Consider the following 26,806-nt stretch of genomic DNA (forward strand, 5'->3'; position numbering starts at 1 on the left):
AAGTCCCGCTATAATCCGCGAAAACAACCAGCCGAGCAGCGGAACTTTTCCATGGCGCGCAAAGCGACCCTCTTCAATGTGATGATCGTCGGCCAAAACGGCCGCCTGCAATACGAGGCCGTGCTTTTCGCGGCCTCCTTTCGCGCCGCAAACCCGAACTTTCCCGGCAAGCTTTTCGTGGCTGAACCCCAACCCGGCCCTCGCTGGTCAAAGGACCCGCGTATGGGCGACAACGCCGTTCGCACCCTTTTGACTGAGCTTGGTGCCGAGATTACTCCTTTCGAAAACAATTACTTCGGGGAATCCTACCCCTACGGCAACAAGGTCGAGGCCCTCAAGGCCCTGCCAAAGGGAGAGCCTTTCGTCTTCTTCGACACCGATACGCTGATCACCGGGGACCTAACCCAGGTCCCCTTCGATTTCTCAAGACCCAGCGCCTCTCACCAGGTGGAGGGCACTTGGCCCCAAATCGAGCTATATGGACCCGGCTACACCGCAACCTGGAAATCGCTTTATGACATGTTCGGCCTCGACTTCCCGTCATCGCTAGACATGTCCCAACCTGACGAATTCTGGCGCCGATACCTCTATTTCAACGCAGGATTTTTCTATTACACGTGCCCCCACGTCTTTGGCGAACGCTTCACCCAGTACGCCACGCGCATCCGCCACAACGGCCCGCCGGAACTCATCTGCCAAACCCTGGACCCATGGCTGGATCAGGTGGCTCTCCCCCTCGTCATCCATTCCTTCGGGGGCGGTCGTGATGCTTTGGAACCGGGCTGGCTCGATGGCAAAACCTCTTGTCATTACAGGGTCTTACCGCTGCTGTATGCGCGCGAGAATCAACACGTTGTCGACACTTTGGAAGAGGTCAGCGCACCCAACAAGATCAAGAAGGTCCTGAAAACCTACGAGCCGATGCGCCGGATGATATTTCAGGGCAAAGGGGCCAAGGCCCGCGCGCTGTTCGATCGCGCCAAGCTGCCCCGCAAAGAGCAACAAATCCGCAATACGTTGAAACGCGAGAAGCTTTGGCTCCGCTAACGCACGCGCCTACGCCAAGGCATCGGGCTCACGTTTTCGCAGGCACCACAATATCGTCCAGGCCCCTTTGAGGCCCGGTCAATTCTTGAAAGACCTCAGCCGGCCGAGGCAGGTTCTTCCTTCTTGCGATCCGCGTAGATCATCAGGGGCTGGGTTTCCGAGGTCACGGCCTCTTCATTGACCACGACTTCTTCAATGCCTTCCGATCCGGGCATGTCGAACATGGTTTCCAGCAGGATATCTTCCATGATCGACCGCAGGCCCCGCGCACCGGTCTTGCGGGCAATCGCCCGCTTGGCAATTGCGCTCATCGCGTCTTCCGTGAACGTAAGCTTCACATCTTCCAACTCGAACAAGCGTTGGTACTGCTTAACCAGCGCGTTTTTCGGGCCGGTCAGGATCGTCACCAGAGCATCCTCGTCCAGGTCCTCCAGCGTGGCAATGACGGGCAGACGGCCCACGAATTCCGGGATCAGGCCAAACTTCAGCAGATCCTCAGGTTCCAGATCCTTGAAGTATTCACCCACGGTCTTGGCTTCCGGGTCGCGCACATCCGCGCCGAAGCCCATGGCCGAGCCCTTGCCGCGCTGTGCGATGATCTTGTCCAGGCCCGCAAAGGCGCCGCCGCAGATGAACAGGATGTTGGTGGTGTCGACCTGCAGGAATTCCTGCTGCGGATGCTTGCGCCCGCCCTGCGGTGGCACAGAGGCGACGGTCCCTTCCATGATCTTCAGCAAAGCCTGCTGCACGCCCTCGCCCGACACGTCGCGGGTAATTGACGGATTGTCAGACTTCCGCGTGATCTTATCAACCTCGTCAATGTAGACGATGCCACGCTGCGCGCGCTCCACATTGTATTCCGAGGCCTGCAGAAGCTTCAGGATGATGTTTTCCACATCCTCGCCCACGTAACCCGCTTCGGTCAGCGTCGTGGCGTCGGCCATGGTGAAGGGCACATCCAGGATCCGCGCCAGCGTTTGCGCCAGCAGCGTCTTGCCACAGCCCGTGGGGCCAATCAGCATGATGTTGGATTTCGCCAGTTCAATGTCGGATTTATCCGAATGGTTCAGGCGTTTGTAATGGTTGTGAACCGCCACCGACAGCACGCGCTTGGCGTGGGCCTGGCCGATCACATAGTCATCCAGCACTGCGCAAATCTCTTTCGGCGACGGTACACCATCGTCGCTTTTCAATCCTGCGCTTTTCGTCTCTTCCCGAATGATGTCCATGCACAGTTCGACACACTCATCGCAGATGAACACCGTCGGGCCCGCAATCAGTTTGCGCACCTCATGCTGGCTCTTGCCGCAAAACGAGCAGTAGAGCGTGTTCTTGGAATCGTTGCCGGAATTACTTGCCATATCGTCCACCTTACGCGGGCCCTCACGCGGCTGATTTGCCGCAAAACACCAGTCATTCTACCGGATTTCCGCCAGCCTAGAACAGGCCCGCCCCGGTCACAATCGCAAATTCCGACGCGACCTCTCGCTGACCCCATCGTGCAACAGGGCCGATCGCTCGGCCCTGCCCCCATCATTCGGCCTTTCGTCGCAGGCCGCTTTGCTTATTCCGCTTCACCACCGGCGCGGTTCGAGACGATCTCATCGAGATGGCCCCATTCCTTCGCCTCTTCCGGCGTCATCCACGTATCGCGGTCCAATGCCCGCTGCACCGTGTCATAGTCTTGCCCAGAATGGTTAACATAGAGTTGATAGAGCCGCTCCCGCGTCCGCTCGATGTGGCGGGCCGAGATCAGGATATCGGTTGCCATGCCGCGTGCACCGCCCGAGGGCTGATGGACCATGATTTCCGCGTTGGGCAGCGCAAACCGCATCCCCTTTTCGCCACCAATCGCGATCGCCGACCCCATCGAGGCCGCCATGCCGCAAATCAGCGTCGACACTTTCGGCTTGATGTACTGCATCGTGTCGTAGATCGACAGCCCCGCCGAGACCTCGCCACCGGGCGAATTGATGTACATGGAGATTTCCTTCGAGGGGTTCTCCGCCTCAAGGTGCAGCAACTGCGCCACGACCAAGTGGCTCATGCCACTATGGATCGGGCCGTTCACGAAGATGATCCGCTCCTTCAGGAGGCGCGAAAAAATGTCATAGGCCCGCTCACCGCGGCTGGTTTGTTCAACCACCATCGGGACCAGGTTATTTTGGAAGTATTCCACGGGATCGTGCATCGCGCCTGCCTCATCAGATGTTCTGTTCCAACGGAGTCTATGTCTGGGCCATGGGGGCTGCAAGGGCACCATGGCTTGAATTCGCATGGCTTGACCAATCCTTTGGTCACAATAGCTGACAATGCATGAATGCAGCGCCCTCCCCCACCCGCACAGAAGCCCTCGATCGGCTGGCACGTTTCGTGCCCACCGCAGGCCGCGACTATGCCGCCCGGCGCAACTTTGATTTGCCAGGGCAAGGCCATCCCCATGTATCGCGCCTTTCTCCCTATCTGCGCCACCGCCTGGTGACGGAAGAGGAGGTGTTGCAATCCGTTCTTGGCCGCTACTCCCTTGCTACCGCCGAAAAGTTCGTGGCCGAGGTCTGCTGGCGGACGTACTGGAAAGGCTGGCTGGAGCGGCGCCCCAGCGCCTGGGCTGACTACCGTCGCGAATTGGACCAAGTGGATTTGACCGGGGTGGCCGAGGCCGAGTCGGGGCAAACCGACATCGCCGCCTTCAACGATTGGGTGCAAGAGCTGACCGAAACAGGATACCTGCACAACCACGCTCGCATGTGGGTCGCCTCGATCTGGATTTTCACCCTTAGGCTGCCTTGGCAGGCGGGGGCGGATTTCTTCATGCGACATCTACTGGACGGCGACCCGGCCTCCAATACGCTTAGCTGGAGATGGGTGGCGGGCCTCCAAACACACGGCAAACACTACGTCGCGCGCGCGGCCAACATCGCGAAATATACCGACGGGCGTCATGATCCGGCGGGTCGCCTAGCCGCGCATCCGGCCCCTCTGAACGGCCCGCCGCATCCGTCTCCGCGCCCCGTGCCCGTCACAGGCGCGCCCCAGCCCGGTGTGCGCACCGGCGTGTTACTGCATGAAGACGATCTATCCCTTTCATTTCTGCTGGACCACCTCGATACCCCCGTGGTCGCCCACGCAGGCCTCTTGTCCGCTGGACTCAGATCCCCAGGCCTTGTCAGCCCCAATGTCATGTCCTTTGCAGAGGGCGCGCTATCGGACACGATGACCCGCTGGGGCGACCGCTTCGGGGACGCAGGCCCTGTGAGCAACTCTGTGGACAATATCTGCGCCTGGGCCGAAGCCGCAGGATTGGAGCAGGTCGTCACGCCCTATGCCCCCGTCGGCCCCACAGCAAGTATGCTCCGACGCTTGCGTCGTGCGCTCGACGCCCAAGACATCGAATTGGTCGAGGTCCTGCGCCCCTGGGACAGCGCCGCTTGGGCTCACACCACACACGGTTTTTTCAAGTTCAAGAAGCAGATTCCGCAGCTGGTCGAGGACTTCGTCAAAATGCCGAAAAGCACGTCGTAAAAAGGCAATTTCCCTGTGGATAAGATGGGAATATCTGTGAGCAGAGGTGGCTTATTGGATAGCATACCGACCTGTCACATCGTTGATTTTCGCTCCAACGCCGCCAAACCGGCCTCTGCATAGCGCGGAACAAGCGCCCCCAAGGAAATGCCGCGCGCCGGGTCAGAGGCATTCCCATCCAAGGCCCGTTTCTTGACCCCTTGCAGGATCGCCGCCATGCGAAAGAAGCAGAAAGATACGTAAAAGCCGAAGTCTTCGATCCCGCTCAGGCCCATGCGTTCGCAATAAGCGGCAAGGAATGCATCGTCACTGGGCAACCCCTCGACCGCGCGATCGACGCCGTACAATCCGCGCCCCTGGTTTCCCGGCGGCATTTGCCATTGCATGATGACTGCCGCGATGTCTGCAAAAGGATGCCCGAGGGTCGACAACTCCCAATCCAGAACCGCGACGATTTCCGCGCTGTCTGGCGCGAACATCAGATTGTCGATCCGGTAGTCCCCATGCACAAGCGTGACCCGCCCGTCATCTTGCGGGCAGACCCGATCCAGGATTCCCATCAAACGGTCCATGGCGGCGATCTCTCCGGTCTCGCTCGCGCGGTATTGCTTGGACCATCGGTCAATCTGGCGCCTGAAGTAGTTTCCGCGCGGCCCGTAGTCCGCAAGGCCGGTGCGCTCAAGATCGATCTGGTGGATCGCTGCAAGAACGCGGCCCATCTCATTGAAGTAAGCCGACCTTTCCGGTTTCGCGACCTCTGGCAACCTAGGGTCGTCAAAGCACCGACCTGCGACGAACTCCATCACATAAAAGGTCGATCCAAGGACGGTGTCGTCCTCACAGAGCGACAAGGGCCGCGCCACCGGAACGTTTGTTTCGTAAAGCGCCTTTTGCACCCGGTATTCCCGATCCACGGCATGGGCAGACTTCAGCAACCGCCCCGGAGGTTTTCGGCGCAACACAACCGACCGCTCCGCGCCGGTCACAAGGTACGTCGGATTGGACTGGCCGCCTTGTATTTTCTCCGCTTTCACAGGTCCTTGCCAGGCGATGTTCATCCTCAGCCAGGCCTCTGCGTCGCGCCACTGCTTCGGCGTCATGGGGCGGCGTTGGAGTACTTGCGCAGCTCTGCCCGCGCGACCTGACGGCGGTGCACGGCATCGGGCCCATCGGCAAACCGTAGCGTCCGAAGATCCGTCCAGATCCTCGCCAGCGGCGTGTCCTGGCTCAACCCGGTCGCACCGTACATTTGCATCGCCTCATCAACGACTTGCAGCGCCATCAGCGGCGCCTGTACCTTTATCTTCGAGATCCACGGCTGCGCCGCGCGGACGCCCTCGTGGTCCATCATCCAAGCCGCTTTAAGGCACAGCAACCGCGTCATTTCGATGGCGATGCGGGCATTGGCGATGATGTCGTAGTTTGCACCCAGATCGACCAGAGGCTTGCCGAACGCTTCCCGCGTCATCCCTCTTTTTACCATTAATTCAAGGGCATACTCGGCGCGGCCAATGGCCCGCATGCAATGGTGGATACGCCCGGGGCCAAGCCGTCCTTGCGCCACTTCGAACCCACGCCCCTCGCCCAAGACGATCGCGTCAGCCCCCACGCGCACATCCGTAAAGCGGATATGCATGTGCCCATGGGGCGCATCATCGTGGCCGAAGACCTCCATCGGGCGGATCTTTTCGATCCCGTCCAAGTCCGAGGGCACCAACAGCATCGAATGTCGCGCGTGTTTTGCCGCCTCGGGATCCGTGCACACCATGACTATATAGAGCCCACAGCGCGGGTCACCCGCACCAGTTGCCCAATATTTTTCGCCGTTTAGAACGTAATCTTCACCCAGTCGTTCGCATTTTAATGAAATCTGTGTCGCGTCAGACGAGGCGACTTGCGGCTCTGTCATCAGGTACGCGGACCGGGCCGTGCCTTCCATCAGATCCGGCAACCAGAGCGCGCGTTGCGCGTCAGTCCCGTAGCGCTCCAACACTTCCATGTTGCCGGTGTCCGGTGCGTTGCAGTTGAAGATCTCGGGCGCGATGGAAACAGCGCCCATTTCCTCCGCCAGATACGCGTATTCCACGGTCGACAAGCCATAGCCTTTCGCCGAATCCGTCAGCCAAAAGTTCCACAACCCCGCCGCCTTCGCTTTATCTTTCAGGGACTTGAGGATCTCCACTTGCCGGTCCGTCATTCTAAACCGGTCGCCGGATGGATGCTTTCCCACCTCCGCGTGGTATTCCAGATCCAGCGGGGCGATGTCGTCGCGCACCATGCGACGCACCGCGTCGACCAGTGGCTTTACTCGGTCCGAGACGCCCAGTTCCATCACAACAACCTTTCGCGCGCGGCCAGATATTCCTGCGCCAACCGGTCCACCACGGCGCGTGCCGGGCCCACCGATTTTACGGCGCCAATACCTTGCCCCGCTCCCCAAACCTGGCTCCAGGCCTTGGGTTTGGAGGAGCCGTCGCCGAAGTTCATCGACTTGACGTCCGCGCTTTCAAGCGCATCGGGATCCATTCCCGCCGCAGCGATGGACGGCTTCAAGTAGTTCCCGGAAACCCCTGTAAACAATGAGGAAGTTACGATGTCTTCGGCACCGTACTCCGCGATCATCTGCTTGTATGCAGGGGCTGCGTTGGCCTCGTCCGTTGCGATGAACGGCGAGCCGATGTACGCCAAATCCGCCCCCATCGCCTGCGCCGCCAACACTCCACCTCCCGTCGCGATCGCCCCAGCCAACAGCAGGGGCCCGTCAAACCAATCGCGAATTTCCTGCACCAAGGCGAAGGGCGATTGCGGCCCCGCGTGGCCCCCTGCCCCTGCGGCGACGGCAATCAATCCGTCCGCCCCCTTGGAAATCGCCTTCTTCGCGAAGGTGTTGTTGATTATGTCGTGCAGCGCGATGCCGCCGCAGGAATGGGCGGCCTCGTTAACCTCCACCCGCGCCCCGAGGGACGTGATCCAGATCGGGACGTTCCATTTCGCACAGATCTCAAGGTCCCGCTCCAGCCGCGTGTTGGAGCGGTGCACGATCTGGTTTACCGCGTAGGGCGCGGCGGGCGTATCTGGATTGGCCTGATTCCAGGCATCGAGCGCCTCGGTGATCTCGCGCAGCCACGCCTCAAGGGCGATCGGATCGCCATCTTTCTCACGTGCATTCAGTGCCGGGAAAGACCCGACAATACCCGCGCAGCACTGGGCGATCACCAGCTTGGGGTTAGAAACGATAAACAGAGGACTGCCCACCACCGGCAGACGCAAGTCCCTAAAAACGCTTGGTAATTCTTGATTGCTTGGCATTGGCGCCTCCCTTAAACCTGACGCTAACGCGACGACACGGGCGCGGCAAGATGGACGCACCGTCACAGGCGCGCGCTCTCGCCTTGCCAAGCGCACGTGCCCCGTCAAATATGCCCTAAAGGAGATCTCCATGCCCGACGGTCAAACACGCCACACCGGCCCCTCGCTCGCGCCCTTCGATTGGGCCGATCCGTTCCATCTGGCCGATCAACTGGCCGATGACGAACGCATGATCGCCGACAGTGCCCGCGCCTACGCGCAAGACAAGCTGCTGCCCCGCGTCAACGAGGCCTACCTCAACGAGCATGTCGCGCCGGAAATTTTCGCCGAGATGGGGGAGATGGGCCTGCTTGGCATCACCATTCCCGAGGTCTACGGCGGCCTTGGTGCAGGCTATGTCAGCTACGGCCTTGTCGCCCGCGAGGTGGAGAGGGTGGACAGCGGATATCGCTCGATGATGTCGGTTCAATCGTCGTTGGTGATGTATCCGATCCATGCCTATGGCTCCGAGGAGCAACGTGAAAAGTACCTTCCGGGTCTTGCTGCCGGCACGCTGATCGGCTGCTTTGGCCTGACCGAGCCCGAGGCCGGCAGCGACCCGGCCGGCATGAAGACCACCGCCCAAAAAACCGATGGCGGCTACGTCATCAGCGGCGCCAAGATGTGGATTTCCAACGCCCCCATAGCCGATGTGTTCGTGATCTGGGCCAAGTCAGAAGCGCACGGCGGCAAGATCCGTGGTTTCGTGTTGGAGAAGGGCATGAAGGGCCTTTCCGCACCGAAGATCGGCGGCAAACTCAGCCTGCGCGCCTCGGTCACCGGTGAAATCGTCATGGACAAGGTGGAGGTCGGCGAAGACGCGCTTCTGCCCGGCGTCGAGGGACTGAAAGGCCCGTTCGGCTGCCTCAACCGCGCACGGTTCGGGATCGCCTGGGGCGTGATGGGTGCTGCGGAAGATTGCTGGCACCGGGCGCGAGATTACGGGTTGAACCGGGTGCAATTCGGCCGCCCCCTTGCGCAAACACAGCTGTTCCAGAAGAAGCTTGCCGACATGCAGACCGAGATCGCCCTCGGCCTTCAAGGCGCGCTGCGCGCGGGTCGAATGATGGAAGACGGCACCTGCGGGCCCGAGCTTATCTCTCTGATGAAGCGCAACAATTGCGGCAAGGCACTCGACATTGCGCGCCATGCCCGCGACATGCATGGTGGCAATGGCATCATGGCAGACTACCACGTCATGCGACACGCCCAGAACCTTGAAACGGTGAACACCTACGAGGGCACCCATGACGTCCACGCCCTGATCCTGGGCCGGGCGCAAACCGGGTTGCAGGCGTTTTTCTAGGCACGCTTGACGCGGATCAAGGCCAACAAGTCCGCTGCGTGGCAAGCTTCCGGCATCCCAAGCAAAGGGAGTTTGCACATGACCGAGACGCATCTGACCGTGAACCGAACCGGTCCCAATTCGCTGCGCGTGACAATCGCGGGCGCGTTGGATGCGGTGTCGATGGAAGCCGCATTGCAGGCCATGACCCTCGAGATGGAGGGCATGGCCCACGGCGATTTGTTGTTGATCGACAAGGGGGCCGAATGGCCGACGCTTGGCGCCATTGGGGTCGAATTGCGCCACTGGCCGCAGTTGCTGGCGATGGTGCAGCAGATCGACCGGGCCGCGTTTGTATCACAAAATCAGTTGTTTCGCACGGCGGCCACGGTCGAATCTGCCTTGATCCCGGGCTTTGAGATCCGTAGCTTCGATGACGAAACCGCTGCCGCCGCGTGGTTGGCGGAAGGCCTCCGCGTCACCTAATGCGCCTTTGCGGCGGCGTCCAATTCCGGCGTCTGTGGCTTTTCGGCTTTCTCTTCCACGTCGCTTGTGGCTTCTGCCGTGGGCTCCGATTCAGTTGCGGGGGCGGGAAGTGCCAAGGCCTCATCCGGGAACTGCTCGGGCACGTCCGGTTCGATATGCCCGGTAGCCGGATCAATCGTGACCCGTGGCTTATGGGCCAGCGTATCGATCACTTCGTTAAGCTCGTTAACCAATCGCGAGAACCGTGCACGGTCGCTTTCGATCACCACCTCGGGCGTGGCTTTCTTGCCGCCAAATAGGAGTTTCAGCATTTTCTCACCTGCAGTCTGCGTTGCTTTCGCTAATGTTAAGACATGCCGCAGTGCAGCAAAATGGGACAAAGCGCCCACCGCGACAGATCGCGCCGGGTGACGCACGCTTGGCAAGCGCGTGACAAAGGGGCAGAACGGGCGCAACGGGAGGACAGCCATGCGGATTGCGACGTTCAACATCAACGGGGTCAAGGCCCGCATCGGCACGCTTGGCGATTGGCTGGACGACGCCAAGCCCGACGTTGCCCTCTTGCAAGAGATCAAATCCGTCGATGAGGCCTTCCCGCGCGAGCTGTTCGAAGACCGCGGCTACACGGTCGAAACCCATGGCCAGAAGGGGTTCAACGGGGTCGCGATCCTGTCAAAACTGCCGCTTGAAGACATCAGCCGGGGCCTGCCCGGTGATGACAGCGATGAACAGGCCCGCTGGATCGAGGCGACGGTCATGGGCGACACGCAGCCCGTGCGTGTTTGCGGGCTCTACCTTCCCAATGGCAATCCGGTTCCGGGGCCGAAATACGACTACAAGCTCGCCTGGATGGCGCGACTGCACGCCCACGCGCAAGGCCTATTGGAAAGTGAAATGCCCGTCGTCATGGCGGGCGATTACAACATCATCCCCCAGGACGCCGACGCCGCCCGCCCCGAGGTCTGGCAAGAAGACGCGCTCGCCCGCCCCGAAAGCCGCAGTGCCTTCCGCCGCTTGCTGAATCTGGGGTTCACCGAAGCCTTCCGCGCCCGCAATCAAGCGCCAGGCATGTATTCTTTCTGGGATTACCAAGCCGGAGCGTGGAACCGGAACGACGGCATCCGCATCGACCACCACCTCCTCAGCCCCGAAGCCGCCGACCTGCTGCAAGACTGCTGGATCGAGAAAGAGGTGCGCGGTCGCGAGAAACCTTCCGATCACGTCCCGGTCTGGGTTGATCTGGCAGCCTGAGGCCCCCTGCGGGACGGCGGGAGGGGCGAGGTTTGCGTTTTTTGTGATCGCAAAAAACCGCAGACCAGCGTCTTTCCGTCCTTCTCCCGAATTCCCTGGCCCCTTTCGCACACAACGCCCGCCGCCCGCTGGACTTTTCCGGCGGCCCGCGAATATCGTGCGGTACGGCAACGACCGCCCCCGTAACGGGGACCAACCGGGAGACTTAAAATGAAAAACAGATTAATCGCGCTTAGCGCGGCCCTTCTTGCGACCACGGCGATCACCGCCACCTCGCTGTCCGCCGAAACGCTGCGCTGGACCCGCGCGGCCGAGGCACTGACGCTGGACCCCCATTCACAGAACGAGGGCCCGACCACGACCCTTATGCACCAGATCTACGACCCGCTGATCGTGCGCAACATGGCAGGCGAGATGGAAGCGGCCCTGGCCACGTCTTGGGCGCCCTCGGCTGACAACCCCAACGTCTGGGTCTTCGAGATTCGCGAAGGCGTGACCTTCCATGGCGGCGAGGCCTTCGATGCCTCCGACGTCGTGTTCAGTCTCAACCGCGCGATGCAGGAAGCCTCCAACTTCAAGGAACTGCTGTCCGGCGTTGTCGAGGTCCGCGCAACGGATGACTTCACCGTCGAGATCGAGACGGAAGGCCCCAACCCGCTGCTGCCCAACAACCTGACCAACATCATGATGATGGATGAAGGCTGGACGGTCGAGAACGGCGCCGAAAACGTGCAGGACTTCGCCGCCGGTGAAGACACCTTCGCCGCGCGCAATGTCAATGGCACCGGCGCCTTCGTCCTGCAAAGCCGCGAGGCCGACGTCCAGACCGTGCTGACCCAGAACCCCGACTACTGGGGCATGGACATCTTCCCGATGGACGTGACCGAGATCATCTTCACGCCAATCCAGAACCCTGCCACGCGCCTTGCCGCCTTCCTTGGCGGCGAAGTCGATTTCGTCCAGGACGTGCCGGTCCAGGATCTGGAGCGGGTGGAAGCCGCCGATGGCATCGGCCTTGGCACCGGCCCCCAGAACCGCAACATCTTCTTCGGCCTCAATGTCGGCGCCGATGATCTGGAGCGGGACAACGTCGAAGGGGAAAACCCGCTGGCCAATCCGCTGGTCCGTGCCGCGATGAACATCGCCATCAACCGCGAGGCGATCCAACAGGTCGTCATGCGGGGGCAATCCGACCCTACCGGCGCGATGCTGCCGCCGCCCGTCAATGGCTGGACGCCCGAGCTGGAGGAATACCCCGCCTATGACGTGGCCGCGGCCCAAGCTCTGATGGACGAGGCAGGCTACGGCGACGGCTTCTCGATCCAGCTTGATTGCCCCAACGATCGCTACGTCAATGACGAATCGATCTGCCAGGCCGCCGTGGGCATGTTCGCACAGATCGGCATCACGGTGAACCTTTCGGCCCTACCCCGCGCCCAGCACTTCCCGCTGATCGCCAACGGGGAAACCGATTTATACATGCTGGGTTGGGGCGTGCCGACCTATGACAGCGAGTATGTGTTCAACTTCCTCTACCACACCCGCAACGAGGGTCGTGGCTCGTGGAACGGCACCGGGTTCTCCAATGCCGAGATGGACGAAATGATCGTGTCGCTGTCCGCCGAGACGGACCTCGAAGCCCGCGACCAGACCATCGCGAACCTCTGGGAAATGGCCGAGGCCGAGATGATCTATCTGCCGATCCACCATCAGGTCCTCAACTGGGGCATCTCGGACGCCTGGTCGACGCTGGTGGACGCGGACGATCAGGTGAAGTTCAAGTATTTCGAGCTGAACTGAGCCGTTTGAAAGCAGGCGTTAACGCCGTTAACCCTTGATCGGCCCGGGAGTATGCCTCCCGGGCCTTTCTTTTGCCGCATTAAAGATGGCTGCCCGCTTCTGGTGCACGGCCGCCCGCCGCCCGCGTGCGTCTTGATCCATCTCAATGCGCCCTCCCCCCCACCTGTGGCATCCTTGAAGGTGTAAAATCCCGCGCGGACAGACCTGAAAGGAATGCCCAATGTTCAAATCCATCCTTGTGGCCATCGATGGCTCTGAAGCCTCTCAACACGCCCTTGCCACAGCCTGCAATCTCGCGAAGGCGTTCGATTCCGAATTGCACCTTGTGCACTCTCCCCAGGTCGAAACCACCGCCGTGGCCGTCGGCTACTCCGTGGTCGATGTCCCCGTGACCCCAGCCCAGATCGCCGAAGCAGGCAAGACCGTGATGGAAGAGGCCGTCGCCATGGCAACCAAACTTGGTGTGACGCCCACGGAAGAGACCATCGGCTCTGGCGAGCCGGCCGATGACATCCTGCAATCGGCGACGTTGCACGACGTCGATCTGATCGTGATGGGCCGACGTGGTCTTGGGTCTGTCGCAAGCCTGTTCCTGGGCTCGGTCAGCCAAAAAGTCAGCCGCAGCGCAGTCAGCTCTGTACTGACGGTGCACTAGCCCCCCTGCCGGCCCGATCAGCGCCGGTTCACGAACCGGATCTGCGCCGCTGGTGCCCCGAAAGCCGTGCTATTGCGTCATCCGCCGGGGCACCTGCGACAGATCGAACACCCAAGGCTGCGCCGACCCGCACCAGACCTGGATGCGGGACGGCAAGGCATCGCGCTGCGTAATGGTCCACCACCGCAGGTCGAAGAAGGCCGCCGGGTCGTCCTTGGTGCGGGCATGGATGCGCGTGCCGCAATGCGGGCAGAAGCTGAGCGTGCGCACAGTGCCGGATGCGGCGACCTTGTCATATTCCGTCATCGTGCCCGCGCGAAGATCGAATTGATTGTCGGTCACACTTGCCACCATCCCGAAAGCCGTCGCGGCGTTGGTCTGACAATCCGTGCAGTGGCAGATTGCGACACGGGCCGGGTCGATCTCGGCCTCGTAGCGGACATGGCCGCACGGGCAGCCGCCGTCGATCCTCATGGGTCGTCGCCTTGGCAAAAGCAGGCCATGCGCTACCCTTCCTCCGCAATCTAGCACAGCCCCTGTGCGTCACCTCACAGTTTCGTGAACCTCCGGCCCCTCGTACTACCTGTGACAATGCGCCACCCTGTGACGCTTACGCGCCTGCGCGCACCACACTCGGGGAGAAACCATATGAACCGCCTTGTCACCGCCAGCGTCCTTGCGCTGGCCACCGCCCTTCCAGCGCAGGCCGAGACCTTCCGGTGGGCCGCCACAACCGATCCGCAAACCATGGATCCCCACGCGGTCTCTTCCGCCCCGGTGCTTGGATTTCTAAACAACGTTTACGAAGGCCTCGTGCGGCGCGGTCGCGACATGTCGATCGAGGGCGCGCTGGCAGAATCCTGGGAGCCTCTGCCCGACGGTGCCGGTTGGCGTTTCAACCTGCGCCAGGGCGTGACCTTCCACAACGGCGCCGCCTTCGACGCCGATGACGTACTTTTTAGCTATGAGCGCGCAAGCTCCGAGGCCAGCGACGTCGCCAGCTGGTTCGCCGTTGTCTCGGGGGTCGAGGTCGTGGACCCATTCACCGTCGACATCCTCACCACCACGCCGCAACCGATTTTTCCGGATTCCATTGCCAACTGGATGATGATGGATAGCGATTGGGCCGCCGCCAACGGCGCGGAACGCCCGGCGCGCGACAGCGAAAACTTCGCCACCCGAAACGTCAACGGCACCGCCGCTTTCATGCTGCAAAGCCGTCAGCCCGATCTGGAAACCGTCCTTGTGCCGTTCGACGGCTGGTGGGGCGAGGTCGAGCATAACGTGACCGAGGCGATCTTCACACCGATCCAGAACTCCGCCACCGCCGTCGCAGCCCTTCTGTCCGGTGACATCGACCTGATCGATCCGGTCCCGGTGCAGGATGCCGACCGCGTCGACGCCGCCGATGGTGTCCATGTCCTCTCGGGGATCGAGGCGCGGGTGATCATGCTTGGTTACGGCATTGACCATGACACGCTGGTGAACGGCGAAGACAACATCTTCGCCGACGTCCGCGTGCGCCAGGCGGTGGCCCATGCGGTCAACGTACCCGCGATCCTGCAAGCGATCATGGGCGGCAACGCGGCAGAGGCCAGCCAGCTCGTGTCCCCTGCCATGCGCGGCTACTCCGAAGCGCGCGCAGATCGTCCGGCCTTCGACCCGGACCTGGCCCGCAGCCTGATCGCGGACGCCGGGGCCGAAGGCGCGACATTCAACCTGTCGTGCCCCAATGACCGCTACCTGAACGACGAGGCCGTGTGCCAAGCCATCGTCGGCATGCTTTCGCAAGTTGGCCTCAACCCCGTGTTGGAGACGATGCCCGTCTCCAACTACTGGCCGGAACTGCGTGCCGATAATTACGACATGTACCTTCTGGGCTGGTCCCCCGGCACGTTCGACGCCGAGCATCCCTTGCGCTTCCTTGTCCACACCAACACCGAGAACCTCGGGACGTGGAACTTTGGTGGCTACTCCAATCCGCGCATCGACGAAATGCTGCCCCTGATCCAATCCGAGATCGACGAGGGCGCGCGCCAGGCGATGCTGGATGAGGCAGCGGCCATCGTGCAGGACGATGCGGTCTACAATACAATGTACGTCCAGCCGCTTCTTTGGGGGGTGGCCGATGGGATCGAACTGACCCAGCGCCCCGATAACTTCTTCATCCTGCGTTGGGTGACGGTCGGGGCCGAGAACTGATCTTGCGCAAGTCGAAACCGATATCGGGGGGCCCACTCGCCCCTGACAACAAAAAAGGCCGGGTATTACACCCGGCCTTTTGCATGTCGGCAGCGGCGCGGGGCTAGAACCCGAAGCTGAAGCGGCGCGCCAATGTCAGGTTGAAGATCGCGTGGTCGGCTTCTTGTATGATCGGGCTGGCGCCCGCGTCATTGAGGAACCGGCTGTATTCCAACTCGCCCCGGATCGACCAATCGTCGTTCAGCCGCTGGTCGACGCGCACCTCGAACCCAGAGGACAGCAGGCCGCCCGACGCATCAAAAGCGCTGAACGCACTGGCCCCGGCCTCCGCCGCCGTGACCCCGAAATAGGTGTTTGCGTAATCGTCCGAGCCGAAGAACAAGCGCGGCCCGGCGGAAATCGTCATCCGGTCCGTGGGCCGATAGATCACATCGCCACCAATCTCGCTGACCCATGCCCCATGGCCGATCACACCGTTGCGCACATCGACAAACACGCGGGCGTTTTCCATCTCGTAGGCCACGCCCATACCCAACTCCAGCGAGAACGGCACGTCTTTCAGCCCCGCAAGCTCCGAGAAATCCGAGGCCGAGCGGCCCGGCACCAGCCGCACTGCGCCGCGAACGCCGAAACCCTCCGGGTCGCGCGCCACGCCGGGCTCTCCGCTGCTGATCGGGCCGAAGGTCAACGACTCAAGCGAGCCCCGCCCGCGGGGGCTGACGCCATAGCCTTCTGCCCCGAAATACTGCTGTCGCACCCGCGCGCCAAAGCCGATTTCGCCCGAGATGCCGAAGCTCTGCGCCTGCACCGCCGTGGGGGCGGCGCCCGCCCCCAGACACAGCGCCGCGGCCAGTCCGGCCGCCACGCTTCCCACCTTGTTCACCGCGTTCATCCCTTTCGTGCAACGGAATCTGTCGTCCCGTCCGATATATGGCTCTGATATAGGGTATTATGCGGAAATAGCACGGCCCCATCGCTGCCGCGTGCCGCTATTTCGGGCGCGCCGGCCCGACAAATGCGAAACCGTTACCGCACATCCCTTGACCCTCATTCGGGCAAGCCTCACAACACTTGGATGTTGAACTTCATCTTACGACGCGTGCTGCAATCAATCCTCGTCCTTCTGGTCGTGGGACTTGTGGCGTTCGCCATGTTTCGCTTCGTGGGCGACCCGGTCGACACGATGTTGGGCCAGGAACGCACGATGGAAGATATCGAGCGTCTGCGCGAGACCCTTGGCCTCAACAAGCCGTTCTTCCTCCAGTATTGGGATTTCCTCGTGCGTGCCGTCCAAGGCGACTTCGGCATTTCTTACCGCCAAGGCCGCCCCGTCGCCGAGATCATCGTCGAGCGCCTGCCCGCCACGCTGGAGCTGGCCATCGTCTCGGGCGTCATCGCCCTTGGTATGGGCATTGTTCTGGGTATCTTCACCGCCATCCGCCGCGATGGGTTCTGGGCGAATTTCATCATGTCCGTCAGCCTGATCGGCGTGTCCCTTCCCACCTTCCTGATCGGCGTGCTTCTGATCTACGGTTTCGGCGTCGGCATCGACATCCGCATTCCCTTCACCGAAACCACCTTCAACACCGGCGGCATGCCCACCTTCGGGCGCGGCGACACGGTCGACCTAGGATGGTGGACCACCGGTTTCGCGACGTGGGACGGCGTCCACTCGATCATCCTGCCCGCCATTACCCTTGGCCTTTACCAGATGACCCTGATCATGCGCCTTGTGCGCGCCGAGATGCTGGAGGTCCTGCGCGCCGACTACATCCGCTTCGCCCGGGCCCGGGGCCTCAGCGACCGGGCGATCAACTTCCGCCATGCCCTGAAAAATACCATGGTTCCGGTGATCACCGTGACGGGCCTGCAACTGGGGGCCATCATCGCCTTTGCGATCATTACCGAGACCGTCTTCCAATGGCCCGGCGTGGGGCTTCTCTTTATCAACGCGATCCAGTTCGTGGATATCCCCGTCATGGCAGCCTACCTGATGCTGATCTCGGTCATGTTCGTGGGCATCAACCTGATCGTGGACCTGCTTTATGTGGCGATTGACCCGCGCCTGCGCGTGGATGGGAAAACGACATGACCGATACATCCCGTCCCAAGGGACGCCTCGCCCGCGCGCTCGACAGCGATGTCGGCTACGCCTTCACCCGCTCTCCGGTGGCCATGATCTCGGCGGGCGTCACGGCTCTGATGATCTTCGCGGCCGTCTTCGCGCCGCTGATCGCGCCCCATGATCCCTTCAACCCGGCGACGCTTAACCTGATGAACGGGCTCACCCCGCCGGGCACCCCGTCGCCGTTCACCGGCGACAGCTTCATTCTGGGCACCGACGACCAGGGCCGTGACGTCTTTTCAACGATCCTGTATGGGCTTCGCATCTCCCTTTTCGTGGGCTTTGCCGCGGTCTCCTTCGCGCTGATCCTCGGGGTCACCCTCGGCCTTCTGGCAGGATATGTGGGCGGCTGGACCGAGACGATCATCATGCGCATCGCCGATATCCAGCTTACATTTCCCTCGATCCTGGTGGCGCTGCTGATCTCGGGCATCGCAAAGGGCGTCACCCCGATCGAGTACCGCGATGAGATGGCGCTGTTCGTCCTGATCCTTGCTATTGGGCTGTCGGACTGGGTGCAATTCGCCCGCGTCGTCCGCGGCGCGACACTGGTCGAGAAGAACAAGGAATACGTGCAAGCCGCCCGCCTGATCGGCCGCTCGTCCTTCACCATCATGGCCCGCCACATCCTGCCCAACGTCCTGTCGCCGGTCCTCGTCATCGCCACCATCTCCCTGGCCCTCGCGATCATCGCCGAGGCCACGCTGAGCTTCCTCGGCGTCGGCGCACCGCCGACAGAGCCGTCCCTCGGCACCCTGATCCGCATCGGGCAAACCTTCCTCTTCTCCGGCAAATGGTGGATCCTGGTCTTCCCTGCCGCGACCCTCCTTGTCCTCGCCCTCGCCGTGAACCTCCTCGGCGACTGGCTCCGCGACGCCATCAACCCGAGGCTGCGCTGATGTCCCTGCTGGAAATCGAAGACCTCACCGTTGAATTCCCCACACGCCGCGCCCTGTTCACGGCAGTGAAGAACGCGCATCTGAGCGTCGAACCCGGTGAAATCCACGGCCTCGTGGGCGAATCCGGCGCCGGAAAGTCCACCATCGGCGCCGCCGTCATGGGGCTGCTGGATCGCCCGGGGCGCATCGCAGGCGGGATCATCCGCTATAAGGGCGAGGAAATCAGCGGCCTCGACACCGACGCCATGCGCGCCCTGCGCGGCAAGAAGATCTCCATGATCTTCCAGGATCCGCTGACGTCATTGAACCCGCTCTTCACGGTCCGCCAGCAGCTTGTTGAGACCATATCCGAGCATCTCGACGTCACAGCAGATGAAGCCAACACCCGCGCCCGCGACCTGATCGACCGCGTGGGCATCCCCGATCCCGAAGCGCGCCTTGACCAATATCCGCACCAGTTTTCCGGCGGGATGCGCCAGCGCGTGGTCATTGCACTCGCCCTCTGTTCCGAGCCTGATGTCATCATTGCGGATGAACCGACCACGGCGCTCGACGTCTCCATCCAGGCGCAAATCCTTGATCTGATCAAGGAATTGGCGACCGAGCGGCAGGTAGGCGTGATCCTGATCACCCACGACATGGGCGTGATCGCCGACACAACGGACAAGGTCACCGTCATGTACATGGGCGAGGTCGTCGAATCCGGGGCGACGGCGCAGGTCCTTGGTCAGCCCTCCCATCCCTACACCAAATCCCTCATCGCCGCTGTCCCGCGCCCCACTGTCAAGCTGGACCGTTTCCCGTTGATCTCTTACGGCGGACGCGTGATGGAATTCGCGATCGAGGACCTCAAGCGCAACTGGCCCGAGGTACAAACAGATCGCTCCAAGACACTGGTTCAGGCCGACGCGATCACCAAGCGTTTCGTCCAGACCCGCGCGATCCTGCCGCGCAATCGGAAGATGTTTACCGCCGTGGATGCCGCGAAATTCGACATCAAGCAGGGGGAGGTCTTTGGTCTGGTCGGCGAATCCGGCTCGGGCAAGTCCACCATCGCGCGGATGATCGCCGGGCTCTACAAGGTCGATGGCGGCGAAGTCAGCTTTGATGGCAAGCCCGTATCGAACCAGCCGGGCGGCGTGCCGGACTGGTATCGCAAGCAGATCCAGATGATTTTCCAGGACCCCTATTCGTCCCTCAACCCGCGCATGCGCGTCGACGAAATCATTGCAGAGCCTGCCCGTCATCACGGCCTTCTGGCGGGCCAGGCGTTGAAGGACCGCGTGTCGGAACTGCTGGACCGCGTGGGCCTCGGGGCGGCGGCGGGTCTGAAGTACCCCCATGAATTCTCCGGCGGGCAGCGTCAGCGCATTTCAATCGCTCGCGCTTTGGCCACCCAGCCGCGCTTCCTGATCTGCGATGAACCGACAAGCGCCCTCGACGTCTCCATCCAGGCGCAAATCCTTAACATCCTGAAGGATCTGCAAGAGCACCTTGGCCTGACCATGCTGTTCATCTCCCACGACCTGCCTGTCGTGCGCCAGATGTGCAACCGTGTCGGCGTGATGAAGAATGGCGCGTTGGTCGAAGTGGCCGAGACCGAGGCGCTTTTCGCCTCCCCCCAACATCCCTACACCCAACAGCTTCTGTCGCTTATGCCGCGTCTGGATGGTCTGTCGGACGAGGGGCTTTCTGTCGCTTGAACGGGCACCGCGCGGACAAATTGATGTACCATTGATATACCCCATCGAAAGGTTTCCATGCCACAACCAGACCACATCTCCATCTATGACCTTCCGGATTTCGACGCTTTGGACGACGACACGAGGCGCTATTTCGAGGTTTGCCAGGAAAAACTCGGCATGGTGCCGAACGTGCTGCGCACCTTCTCGGTTAACCAGGAAAAGCTTCGCGCGTTTGGGCAGTACTACAACACGTTGATGTTGGGCGAGAGCCGTCTGTCCAAGCTGGAGCGCGAGATGGTGGCCGTGGTCGTCTCTTCCGCAAACCGCTGTTTTTATTGCCTTGTAGCTCATGGGCAGGCGGTGCGGAAACTGTCCGGCGACCCGCAGTTGGGCGAGATGCTGGTGATGAATTACCGCGTCGCCGAATTGCCCAAGCGCCAGAAGGCGATGCTGGATTTCGCGTGGAAATTAACCACGGCCCCGTGGGAGGTCGCAGGCGAGGAACGGGCCAAGCTGGAAGCCGCTGGCCTGAGCCAAGATGAGATCTTCGACCTCTCGGACGTCATCGCGTTCTTCAACATGTCCAACCGCTTCGCGATCGCGTCCGATATGATGCCGAACCCGGAATATCACGCCATGGATCGCGAATAACTATTTTAGGTCATTCGCTTAGGCCGCGCGCTGCTGCCCGTGTGCCGGGGCCGACTTCGCCGTCTATCCGCATCGTATAGAGGCCTCGCTCCGCCAGGATTGTCTGGAATGCGATCGCTGTCTCCCGCTCCCAGGGCGGCGTTTGACCGTTGATCGTGCCACGCAGGTTGCCCATGTCGACCTCACCGGTCTCCAGTGCCGCAACGTAGTCAGCGGCAGCCAGCTCCGGGTCGGCGCCCCGTCCGATGCCTTGCTCGTAAAGGAATCCGCGCGCGGCGATCCCGGCGGGGTTGCCCGTGGCCGCCAATTGCTCCACCCAGCCGCCACGAAGGAAATCACTGGGCGGCACGCCCTCGGCGCCATCGGAGTACAGCTCGATAAGGTCTTGGACCGCGTCCATATTTCCCGCGTTTGCCGCCGCCACCAGCAGCGGCACCGCGCGGCGCGCATCGGGAATGCCAAGCGCCTCATCGACACCGCCCCGCACACCTTCACCACGCAGATACGTCTGCCCGAGGTTGAACTGAGCGAACGGATACCCGGCGTCGGCGGCCATGCCCATCAGGCGCACCATCTCGGCGGTATTCACCTCCACACCGCGCCCAAGACGGTACATGAAGGCCAGCGTCGCCATGCCAGCCGGATCGCCCGCCTCGGCAGCTTGTCGATAGTATTCAACGGCTTGGGCTGCGTCTTCGCGCACCGGGCGCAGTCCGAAATTGTGGTAATCGCCAAGGCGCGTCATGGCCGGGGCAACGCCAGCTTCCGCCGCGCGTTCATAGAGAGGAACGGCCGAGCGGTGACGCCCGGACGCCTGGGCCACCGTCGCCAGGTGGTAAAGCGGCGCGCCCTCTTCCGGGAGTGCCTCGGCGGCGGCGCGACAGGCGGGCAAGGCCTCTCGCAACGCCGTCAGGGCGGCAACCTGGGCTTCCTCGGAAGGGTAGTTCTCGGCTGAGGGTTCCCCCGCGATTTCAATGCATTGCGCCAACGCGGCTTGGGCGGCTGCGGCCTCGGCGGCGCGGGCGGCGCTTTCCTCTGCCAGGGCCTCGAATGCCGTGCTTGCCTCTGCAACCGCTTCTGCGCGCGCTTCGGCAGCGGCGGCCTCTGCGGCAGCGGCCGCTTCGGCGGCGGCGCGAGCAGCAGTTTCGGTGGCCAAAGCCTCAAAGGCCGACGTCGCTTCATCTACGGCTGCGGCCCGTTCTTCCGCAGCGGCGGCCTCCGCCTGTGCGGCGGCGGCTTCCGCATCGCGTGCGGCAGTTTCAGCCGCCAAAGCCTCAAAAGCCGATGTCGCTTCATCTACGGCTGCGGCCCGTTCTTCGGCGGCGGCGTCCTCCATCTGAGCGGCGGCGGCTTCCGCGTCGCGTGCGGCAGCTTCAGCCGCCAAGGCCTCAAAAGCCGACGTCGCTTCATCAACGGCCGCGGCCCGTTCTTCTGCTGCGGCGGCCTCCGCCTGTGCGGCGGCGGCTCTCGCGGCTTCCGCTTCGGCGGCGAGGCCGTCGGCTGCCAGCGCCTCGAATGCGGCCGTTGCCTCTTGCACAGCCGCGGCGCGCTCGGCGGCGGCGGCCGCTTCGTCGTCGCCTTGCGCCAGCGCGCCCCCGGCGCCCAGGGCGAAGGCAGAGATCATGCAAATTGATCGAACGGCAGGGGACAACGGCATATCAAGCAAATCCTTGAACAAAAACAGACGTTGAGACGATAGCCAGCGTGTTTTCCCCTGTCGATACTTTGGCGCGCCCAAAACGCAAAAAGGCTGCCCAGAAAGCACTGGCCAAGCCCGGTTCGCTGAGGCACCTTCCGGGAAAGAAATCTCGCGGGATCAAGCCACTGACACAATCCCCTTACACCCCGGCGTCCGACGCCTCGGGCCCGACGTCCCCCGCCGCCCCTGTCCTGGTCGTGGACCTGGACGGAACGTTGCTGCGCTCGGACATGCTTTACGAGTGTCTGTGGTCGGCGATGGGGCGCGATGGATGGGCGACACTGAAGGCAGCGGCACGGCTGCGCGAGGGGCGCGCGGCGGTGAAGCGCGCCTTGGTGGACCTGTCGGAGGTCGAGGTCGCCACCCTTCCCTATGACGCGGACGTGGTGGCACGGATCCGCACGTGGCGCGCAGGGGGCGGGCGCTGCATCCTTGCGACCGCCAGCGACCAGGCCTTGGCCGACAAGGTCGCGCAGCACCTGGGCCTCTTCGATGAGGTCTATGGCTCGGACGGGTCGCGCAATTTGAAAGGCGCCGATAAGGCCGCCTTTTTGCGCGATCATCTGCCCGGCGGCTTCACCTACATGGGCGACAGCGCGGCCGATCTGCCGGTGTGGGAACAGGCCGACGCCGCGATCAGCGTCGGCGCATCGCCCAAGGTCGTGGCGGCGCTGGACGCAAGCCAAACGCCAGCCGAGCACCTGCCCAAAGCCCCCCCGTATCGCGCGCTGGTTCGCGCCATCCGCCCGCAGCAATGGTTGAAGAACCTGCTGGTGGCCATTCCGCTGATTGCCGATCCGGGGCATGGGTTCGAGGCCCTTCTGCCGATCATCGCCGCGTTCGTGGCGCTGAGTTTCGCAGCCTCCGCCGGTTACCTGATCAACGACCTGCTGGACCTGAACGACGACCGCAGCCACCCGCGCAAGTGCACACGCCCCTTTGCGGCGGGCACGCTGTCGCCACAGCTGGGAACCTTGGCGATCCCTGTCTTGCTGGTCTTGTCCGCGCTGATCTCGCTGCTCGTCTCGCCTGCGCTGACAGGGGTCGTGGCGGTCTATTTCGGGGCAACCGTGGCGTATTCGGTGAAGCTCAAGCAACACACGTTGCTTGATATCTGCGTGCTTGCCTTCCTCTTTACCTTGCGGATCATCGCGGGCGGCGTGGCGATCACCTCCGGGCTATCGGTCTGGATCCTTGCGTTTTCGATGTTCATCTTCTTCGCGCTTGCTGCGGTAAAGCGGCTGGCGGAATTGACCGACCGCGAAACTGCGGGCCGTCAGGCCTCGCGCCGGGGCTACGTCGCCGAGGATCGCCGCATCATCAGCCAGATGGCGATCACCTCGGGCTACCTCGCGGTGCTGGTTCTGGCGCTCTATGTGGATGAGCCAATGACCCAGTCCAAGTTCGCCACCCCATGGCTGTTGTGGGGCGTGTGCCCCCTGTTGCTCTTCTGGATCAGCCGCATGGTGTTGGTCGCGGATCGTGGCGAAATGCACGACGACCCGATGATCTTCGCGGTCACGAATTCGACGTCCCGTCTGGTGATCGTGTTTTGCGGGCTGATCGTCGCGGCGGCGATGTTCCTATGACGCGTTTGACTTTGGTCACCCGCTATGTGGCGTTCGCCATGGTGGCGACGGCGGTGAACCTGTTGGTGCAGCGCATTGTCCTTTTGGGCGGTGACACGGCCCTTTGGTTCATCGCGGCGCTGGGGGCCGGCACGCTGGCGGGTCTGGTGGTGAAATACGCGCTCGACAAGCGATGGATCTTTTACGATACGACCACGGGCACGGCGGCGCAGGGCAAGCAATTTGGCCTTTACTCATTGATGGGCGTCATAACGACGGTGATCTTCTGGGTTACAGAGACAGCGTTCTGGATGATTTGGGGCACGGATTTCGCCCGCGAGTTGGGGGCCATCATTGGCCTGACCGTGGGCTACGTCACCAAGTACCAGCTCGACAAACGCTTTGTCTTTCAGGAGGTCAGCAGATGACAGAACTAAGTGGATGGGGTCGGTTTCCACGGGTCGATTGCCGCGTTGTCACGGCGCGGAACGAGGCGGACGTGCGCGCCGCCGTGCTGGAGGCGCCGCTGATCGCGCGCGGCAACGGGCGGGCGTATGGCGATGCGGCGCTGAACGCGGGCCAAACGCTCGACATGACGGGCATGGACCGCATGTTGTCGTTCGACGAGGGCGTTCTGGTGGCCGAGGCGGGCGTCCTTCTCAGCGATATCATCCACACCTTCCTGCCCCGCGGCTGGTTCCCGATGGTCACGCCGGGGACCAAGCTGGTCAGCCTGGGCGGCGCGATTGCAGCGGATGTGCACGGCAAGAACCACCACATCGACGGCTCATTCCGGTCCTGTGTGGATTGGATCGACCTGATGGGCCCCGACGAGGTCGTGACCCGCGTGTCCACGGGCGATGACATGTTCGACTGGACCAATGGCGGCATGGGGCTGACCGGCGTGATCCTGCGCGCCCAAATCCGCCTGCGCCGGGTCGAGACCTCGTGGATCGTGCAGGAAAGCCGCGCGTTGACGTCGCTGGCCGACACCATCGCCGCGTTCGAAGACACCATGGACGTGCCCTATTCCGTGGCCTGGATCGATTGCGCCGACGGCCCGCACCACGGCCATTCGATCCTGCTTCTGGGGCGCCACGCGGTTCCGCAGGACCTGCCGATGCGCAAGCCTGAATTCAAAGTGCGCCACAAACCCAAGATCCCCGTCCCCTTCGGCGTGCCGGCGTTCGTGTTCAAGGGCTTCATGCTGCGCATGCTCAACAGCGCCTATTGGCGCTTGGGCAAGTTCCGCGCCGGCGAGGCGCTGGTGGATTGGGACACCTACTTCTACCCTCTCGACGGGCTGCTGAACTGGAACCGCCTCTATGGCAAACGCGGCTTCGTGCAGTTCCAATGCGCCCTGCCCAAGGATACCGCCAGCGAGGGGATGGAGGAAATCATGCGAACCATCGCCGCGTCCGGTGAGGGCTCTGTCCTTTCCGTGCTGAAACGCTTTGGGCCGCAATCAGGCCATTTTTCCTTCCCAATGGCAGGCTACACCTTGGCCATGGATTTCCCGGCAAACGAACGGAGCCTTGCCCTGATGGAACAATTGGACGCGATCACATTGGCCCACAAAGGCCGCTTTTACCTGGCAAAGGACGCCCGCATGCCCGAGGCCGTGGCGAAAGCCGACTCCCGGGCTGAAGCCTTTGCCGCCATGCGGGCCAAGGCCGGGTTGAAAAAGCGTTTCACGTCAGTGCAATCGGAAAGGCTGGGTCTATGAACGGACCGGTCCTGATCCTCGGCGCGGCCTCCGGCATGGCGCGGGCTGTCGCGCGCTCTTTCGCGCAAGCGGGCCACCCAATCCAACTGGCCGCGCGCAACGTGGCGCGCCTGGAAGACGATGCGGCCGACCTGCGCACCCGCTACGGCACAGAGGTGACGTTGTACGAATTCGACGCCCTCGCGCTTGATTCGCATGCCGCCTTCGTGGCCGCCCTGCCCGCCCTGCCCGAGGTCGCGATCTGCGCCGTCGGCGCGATGGGCACCCAAAAGGGTAGCGAAGCCGACCCGCTGGCCGCGAGCCATGTCATGCGCTCGAATTTCGAAGGCCCGGCCTCCGTCCTTGCGCATCTGGCGAACGCGATGGAGACGCGCGGATCGGGCACTTTGGTGGGCATCTCATCGGTCGCAGGCGACCGCGGACGCGCGTCGAACTACGTCTATGGCTCGGCCAAGGCGGGCTTCACGGCATTTCTGTCGGGCCTGCGTAATCGCCTTGCAAAAAAGGGAGTTCACGTCGTGACCGTGCTGCCCGGCTTCGTGAAAACCGCAATGACCGAAGGGATGGACACCCCCGCCCCCCTGACCGCAGAACCCGAGGAAGTAGGGGCCGCAATCCTGAAGGCGGTGACCCGGAAAACCAATGTGATCTACACCCGCCCGATCTGGCGGATCGTCATGGCGGTGATCCGCAATATCCCAGAGCCGCTGTTTAAAAAGACCTCGATCTGACGGACGCGCGCTGGCGAGATTCCGCGCAAAAATCAAGCGCTGGATAGAACCCGGCATGACGTTGTTGCGAATTTAACACTTCCAGAATAGGGCTAAAAAAGAATTAGGGACATCGACACGCGACAG

25 protein-coding genes are annotated in these 26,806 nt (G+C 62.4%); 16 read left to right on the plus strand and 9 right to left on the minus strand.

All coding sequences use genetic code 11. From position 1 onward, the window contains the following. Positions 1-51: 51 nt before the first annotated feature. Positions 52-1,047 carry a hypothetical protein gene (locus KUL25_RS07865; protein ID WP_257892445.1) on the plus strand — a complete coding sequence of 332 codons (996 nt, stop codon included), beginning with the start codon at positions 52-54 and terminating at the stop codon, positions 1,045-1,047. 95 nt (positions 1,048-1,142) lie between these two features. Here the strand turns inward: KUL25_RS07865 and clpX are convergent, their stop codons facing one another. Continuing rightward, positions 1,143-2,408 carry an ATP-dependent Clp protease ATP-binding subunit ClpX gene (clpX, locus tag KUL25_RS07870; protein WP_068355563.1) on the minus strand — a complete coding sequence of 422 codons (1,266 nt, stop codon included), beginning with the start codon at positions 2,406-2,408 and terminating at the stop codon, positions 1,143-1,145. 203 nt (positions 2,409-2,611) lie between these two features. Beyond that, on the minus strand, positions 2,612-3,238 hold the full coding sequence (locus KUL25_RS07875; RefSeq protein ID WP_257892446.1) for an ATP-dependent Clp protease proteolytic subunit: 627 nt from the start codon (positions 3,236-3,238) through the stop codon (positions 2,612-2,614). 125 nt (positions 3,239-3,363) lie between these two features. Here KUL25_RS07875 and KUL25_RS07880 point away from each other — a divergent pair, with 125 nt between their 5' ends. Continuing rightward, on the plus strand, positions 3,364-4,569 hold the full coding sequence (locus tag KUL25_RS07880; RefSeq protein WP_257892447.1) for an FAD-binding domain-containing protein: 1,206 nt from the start codon (positions 3,364-3,366) through the stop codon (positions 4,567-4,569). A 74-nt stretch (positions 4,570-4,643) separates the two neighbouring features. Here the strand turns inward: KUL25_RS07880 and KUL25_RS07885 are convergent, their stop codons facing one another. Genes KUL25_RS07885 through KUL25_RS07895 form a run of 3 tightly spaced genes read right to left on the minus strand, consistent with a single transcriptional unit; the run spans position 4,644 to position 7,878 of the window. Further along, complete coding sequence (locus KUL25_RS07885) at positions 4,644-5,669, minus strand: phosphotransferase family protein (protein ID WP_257892448.1); 1,026 nt, start codon at positions 5,667-5,669, stop codon at positions 4,644-4,646. Further along, positions 5,666-6,901 (minus strand): acyl-CoA dehydrogenase family protein, encoded by a 1,236-nt coding sequence (locus KUL25_RS07890; RefSeq protein ID WP_257892449.1) that lies wholly within the window; start codon positions 6,899-6,901, stop codon positions 5,666-5,668. Before KUL25_RS07890 ends, KUL25_RS07885 begins: the two co-directional genes overlap by 4 nt. Next, the gene (locus tag KUL25_RS07895; RefSeq protein ID WP_257892450.1) at positions 6,901-7,878 is read right to left on the minus strand and encodes an NAD(P)H-dependent flavin oxidoreductase; all 978 of its coding nucleotides are present in this window, start codon (positions 7,876-7,878) and stop codon (positions 6,901-6,903) included. The genes KUL25_RS07890 and KUL25_RS07895 overlap by 1 nt, the downstream gene beginning before the upstream one ends. A 130-nt stretch (positions 7,879-8,008) precedes the next feature. On the opposite strand from KUL25_RS07895, the gene KUL25_RS07900 reads away from it, so the two are divergent. Then, entirely contained in the window at positions 8,009-9,223 is a 1,215-nt protein-coding gene (locus KUL25_RS07900; protein ID WP_257892451.1) for an acyl-CoA dehydrogenase, read from the plus strand. Between the two features lie 78 nt (positions 9,224-9,301). Next, positions 9,302-9,688, plus strand: a complete 387-nt coding sequence (locus KUL25_RS07905) for a SpoIIAA family protein (protein ID WP_257892452.1) — start codon at positions 9,302-9,304, stop codon at positions 9,686-9,688. Here KUL25_RS07905 and KUL25_RS07910 read toward each other — a convergent pair. Further along, the gene (locus KUL25_RS07910; RefSeq protein WP_257892453.1) at positions 9,685-9,999 is read right to left on the minus strand and encodes a hypothetical protein; all 315 of its coding nucleotides are present in this window, start codon (positions 9,997-9,999) and stop codon (positions 9,685-9,687) included. The genes KUL25_RS07905 and KUL25_RS07910 overlap by 4 nt on opposite strands. 157 nt (positions 10,000-10,156) lie before the next feature. On the opposite strand from KUL25_RS07910, the gene xth reads away from it, so the two are divergent. From xth to KUL25_RS07925, 3 genes are all read left to right on the plus strand, one after another. Next, the gene (gene xth / locus KUL25_RS07915; RefSeq protein ID WP_257892454.1) at positions 10,157-10,939 is read left to right on the plus strand and encodes an exodeoxyribonuclease III; all 783 of its coding nucleotides are present in this window, start codon (positions 10,157-10,159) and stop codon (positions 10,937-10,939) included. Between the two features lie 210 nt (positions 10,940-11,149). Continuing rightward, on the plus strand, positions 11,150-12,739 hold the full coding sequence (locus tag KUL25_RS07920) for an ABC transporter substrate-binding protein (protein WP_257892455.1): 1,590 nt from the start codon (positions 11,150-11,152) through the stop codon (positions 12,737-12,739). Between the two features lie 220 nt (positions 12,740-12,959). Beyond that, entirely contained in the window at positions 12,960-13,394 is a 435-nt protein-coding gene (locus tag KUL25_RS07925) for a universal stress protein (RefSeq protein ID WP_068355279.1), read from the plus strand. 69 nt (positions 13,395-13,463) lie between these two features. On the opposite strand, the gene KUL25_RS07930 is transcribed toward KUL25_RS07925, so the two are convergent. Further along, the gene (locus KUL25_RS07930; RefSeq protein WP_257892456.1) at positions 13,464-13,868 is read right to left on the minus strand and encodes a GFA family protein; all 405 of its coding nucleotides are present in this window, start codon (positions 13,866-13,868) and stop codon (positions 13,464-13,466) included. Between the two features lie 174 nt (positions 13,869-14,042). Between KUL25_RS07930 and KUL25_RS07935 the strand changes: the two genes are divergently transcribed. Continuing rightward, a complete protein-coding gene (locus KUL25_RS07935; protein WP_257892457.1) occupies positions 14,043-15,596 on the plus strand; it encodes an ABC transporter substrate-binding protein in 1,554 nt (517 codons plus the stop codon). Positions 15,597-15,699: 103 nt separating this feature from the next. On the opposite strand, the gene KUL25_RS07940 is transcribed toward KUL25_RS07935, so the two are convergent. Continuing rightward, a complete protein-coding gene (locus KUL25_RS07940; protein WP_257892458.1) occupies positions 15,700-16,488 on the minus strand; it encodes a MipA/OmpV family protein in 789 nt (262 codons plus the stop codon). 183 nt (positions 16,489-16,671) lie between these two features. Between KUL25_RS07940 and KUL25_RS07945 the strand changes: the two genes are divergently transcribed. From KUL25_RS07945 to KUL25_RS07960, 4 genes are read left to right on the plus strand one after another with little or no spacing between them, the layout of a single operon-like run. Then, positions 16,672-17,688 carry an ABC transporter permease gene (locus KUL25_RS07945; RefSeq protein WP_068355566.1) on the plus strand — a complete coding sequence of 339 codons (1,017 nt, stop codon included), beginning with the start codon at positions 16,672-16,674 and terminating at the stop codon, positions 17,686-17,688. Beyond that, positions 17,685-18,620, plus strand: a complete 936-nt coding sequence (locus KUL25_RS07950; protein WP_257892459.1) for an ABC transporter permease — start codon at positions 17,685-17,687, stop codon at positions 18,618-18,620. The genes KUL25_RS07945 and KUL25_RS07950 overlap by 4 nt, the downstream gene beginning before the upstream one ends. After that, positions 18,620-20,323, plus strand: a complete 1,704-nt coding sequence (locus tag KUL25_RS07955) for a dipeptide ABC transporter ATP-binding protein (protein ID WP_257892460.1) — start codon at positions 18,620-18,622, stop codon at positions 20,321-20,323. The genes KUL25_RS07950 and KUL25_RS07955 overlap by 1 nt, the downstream gene beginning before the upstream one ends. Before the next feature lie 57 nt (positions 20,324-20,380). After that, a complete protein-coding gene (locus KUL25_RS07960; RefSeq protein WP_257892461.1) occupies positions 20,381-20,956 on the plus strand; it encodes a peroxidase-related enzyme in 576 nt (191 codons plus the stop codon). A gap of 10 nt (positions 20,957-20,966) precedes the next feature. Here KUL25_RS07960 and KUL25_RS07965 read toward each other — a convergent pair whose 3' ends face one another. Beyond that, positions 20,967-22,580: a tetratricopeptide repeat protein gene (locus KUL25_RS07965; protein ID WP_257892462.1), complete on the minus strand. Its 1,614-nt coding sequence runs from the start codon at positions 22,578-22,580 to the stop codon at positions 20,967-20,969. An 80-nt stretch (positions 22,581-22,660) separates the two neighbouring features. Here KUL25_RS07965 and KUL25_RS07970 point away from each other — a divergent pair, with 80 nt between their 5' ends. Genes KUL25_RS07970 through KUL25_RS07985 form a run of 4 tightly spaced genes read left to right on the plus strand, consistent with a single transcriptional unit; the run spans position 22,661 to position 26,680 of the window. Next, the gene (locus tag KUL25_RS07970; RefSeq protein ID WP_257892463.1) at positions 22,661-24,244 is read left to right on the plus strand and encodes a UbiA family prenyltransferase; all 1,584 of its coding nucleotides are present in this window, start codon (positions 22,661-22,663) and stop codon (positions 24,242-24,244) included. Further along, entirely contained in the window at positions 24,241-24,651 is a 411-nt protein-coding gene (locus KUL25_RS07975; protein ID WP_257892464.1) for a GtrA family protein, read from the plus strand. Before KUL25_RS07970 ends, KUL25_RS07975 begins: the two co-directional genes overlap by 4 nt. Continuing rightward, the gene (locus KUL25_RS07980) at positions 24,648-25,949 is read left to right on the plus strand and encodes an FAD-binding oxidoreductase (RefSeq protein WP_257892465.1); all 1,302 of its coding nucleotides are present in this window, start codon (positions 24,648-24,650) and stop codon (positions 25,947-25,949) included. The genes KUL25_RS07975 and KUL25_RS07980 overlap by 4 nt, the downstream gene beginning before the upstream one ends. Then, positions 25,946-26,680, plus strand: a complete 735-nt coding sequence (locus tag KUL25_RS07985) for an SDR family oxidoreductase (RefSeq protein ID WP_257892466.1) — start codon at positions 25,946-25,948, stop codon at positions 26,678-26,680. Before KUL25_RS07980 ends, KUL25_RS07985 begins: the two co-directional genes overlap by 4 nt. The last annotated feature ends 126 nt before the right edge of the window (positions 26,681-26,806 follow it).

Origin of the sequence: Gymnodinialimonas phycosphaerae, from assembly GCF_019195455.1 — a bacterium.
GTDB classification, from domain to species: domain Bacteria; phylum Pseudomonadota; class Alphaproteobacteria; order Rhodobacterales; family Rhodobacteraceae; genus Gymnodinialimonas; species Gymnodinialimonas phycosphaerae.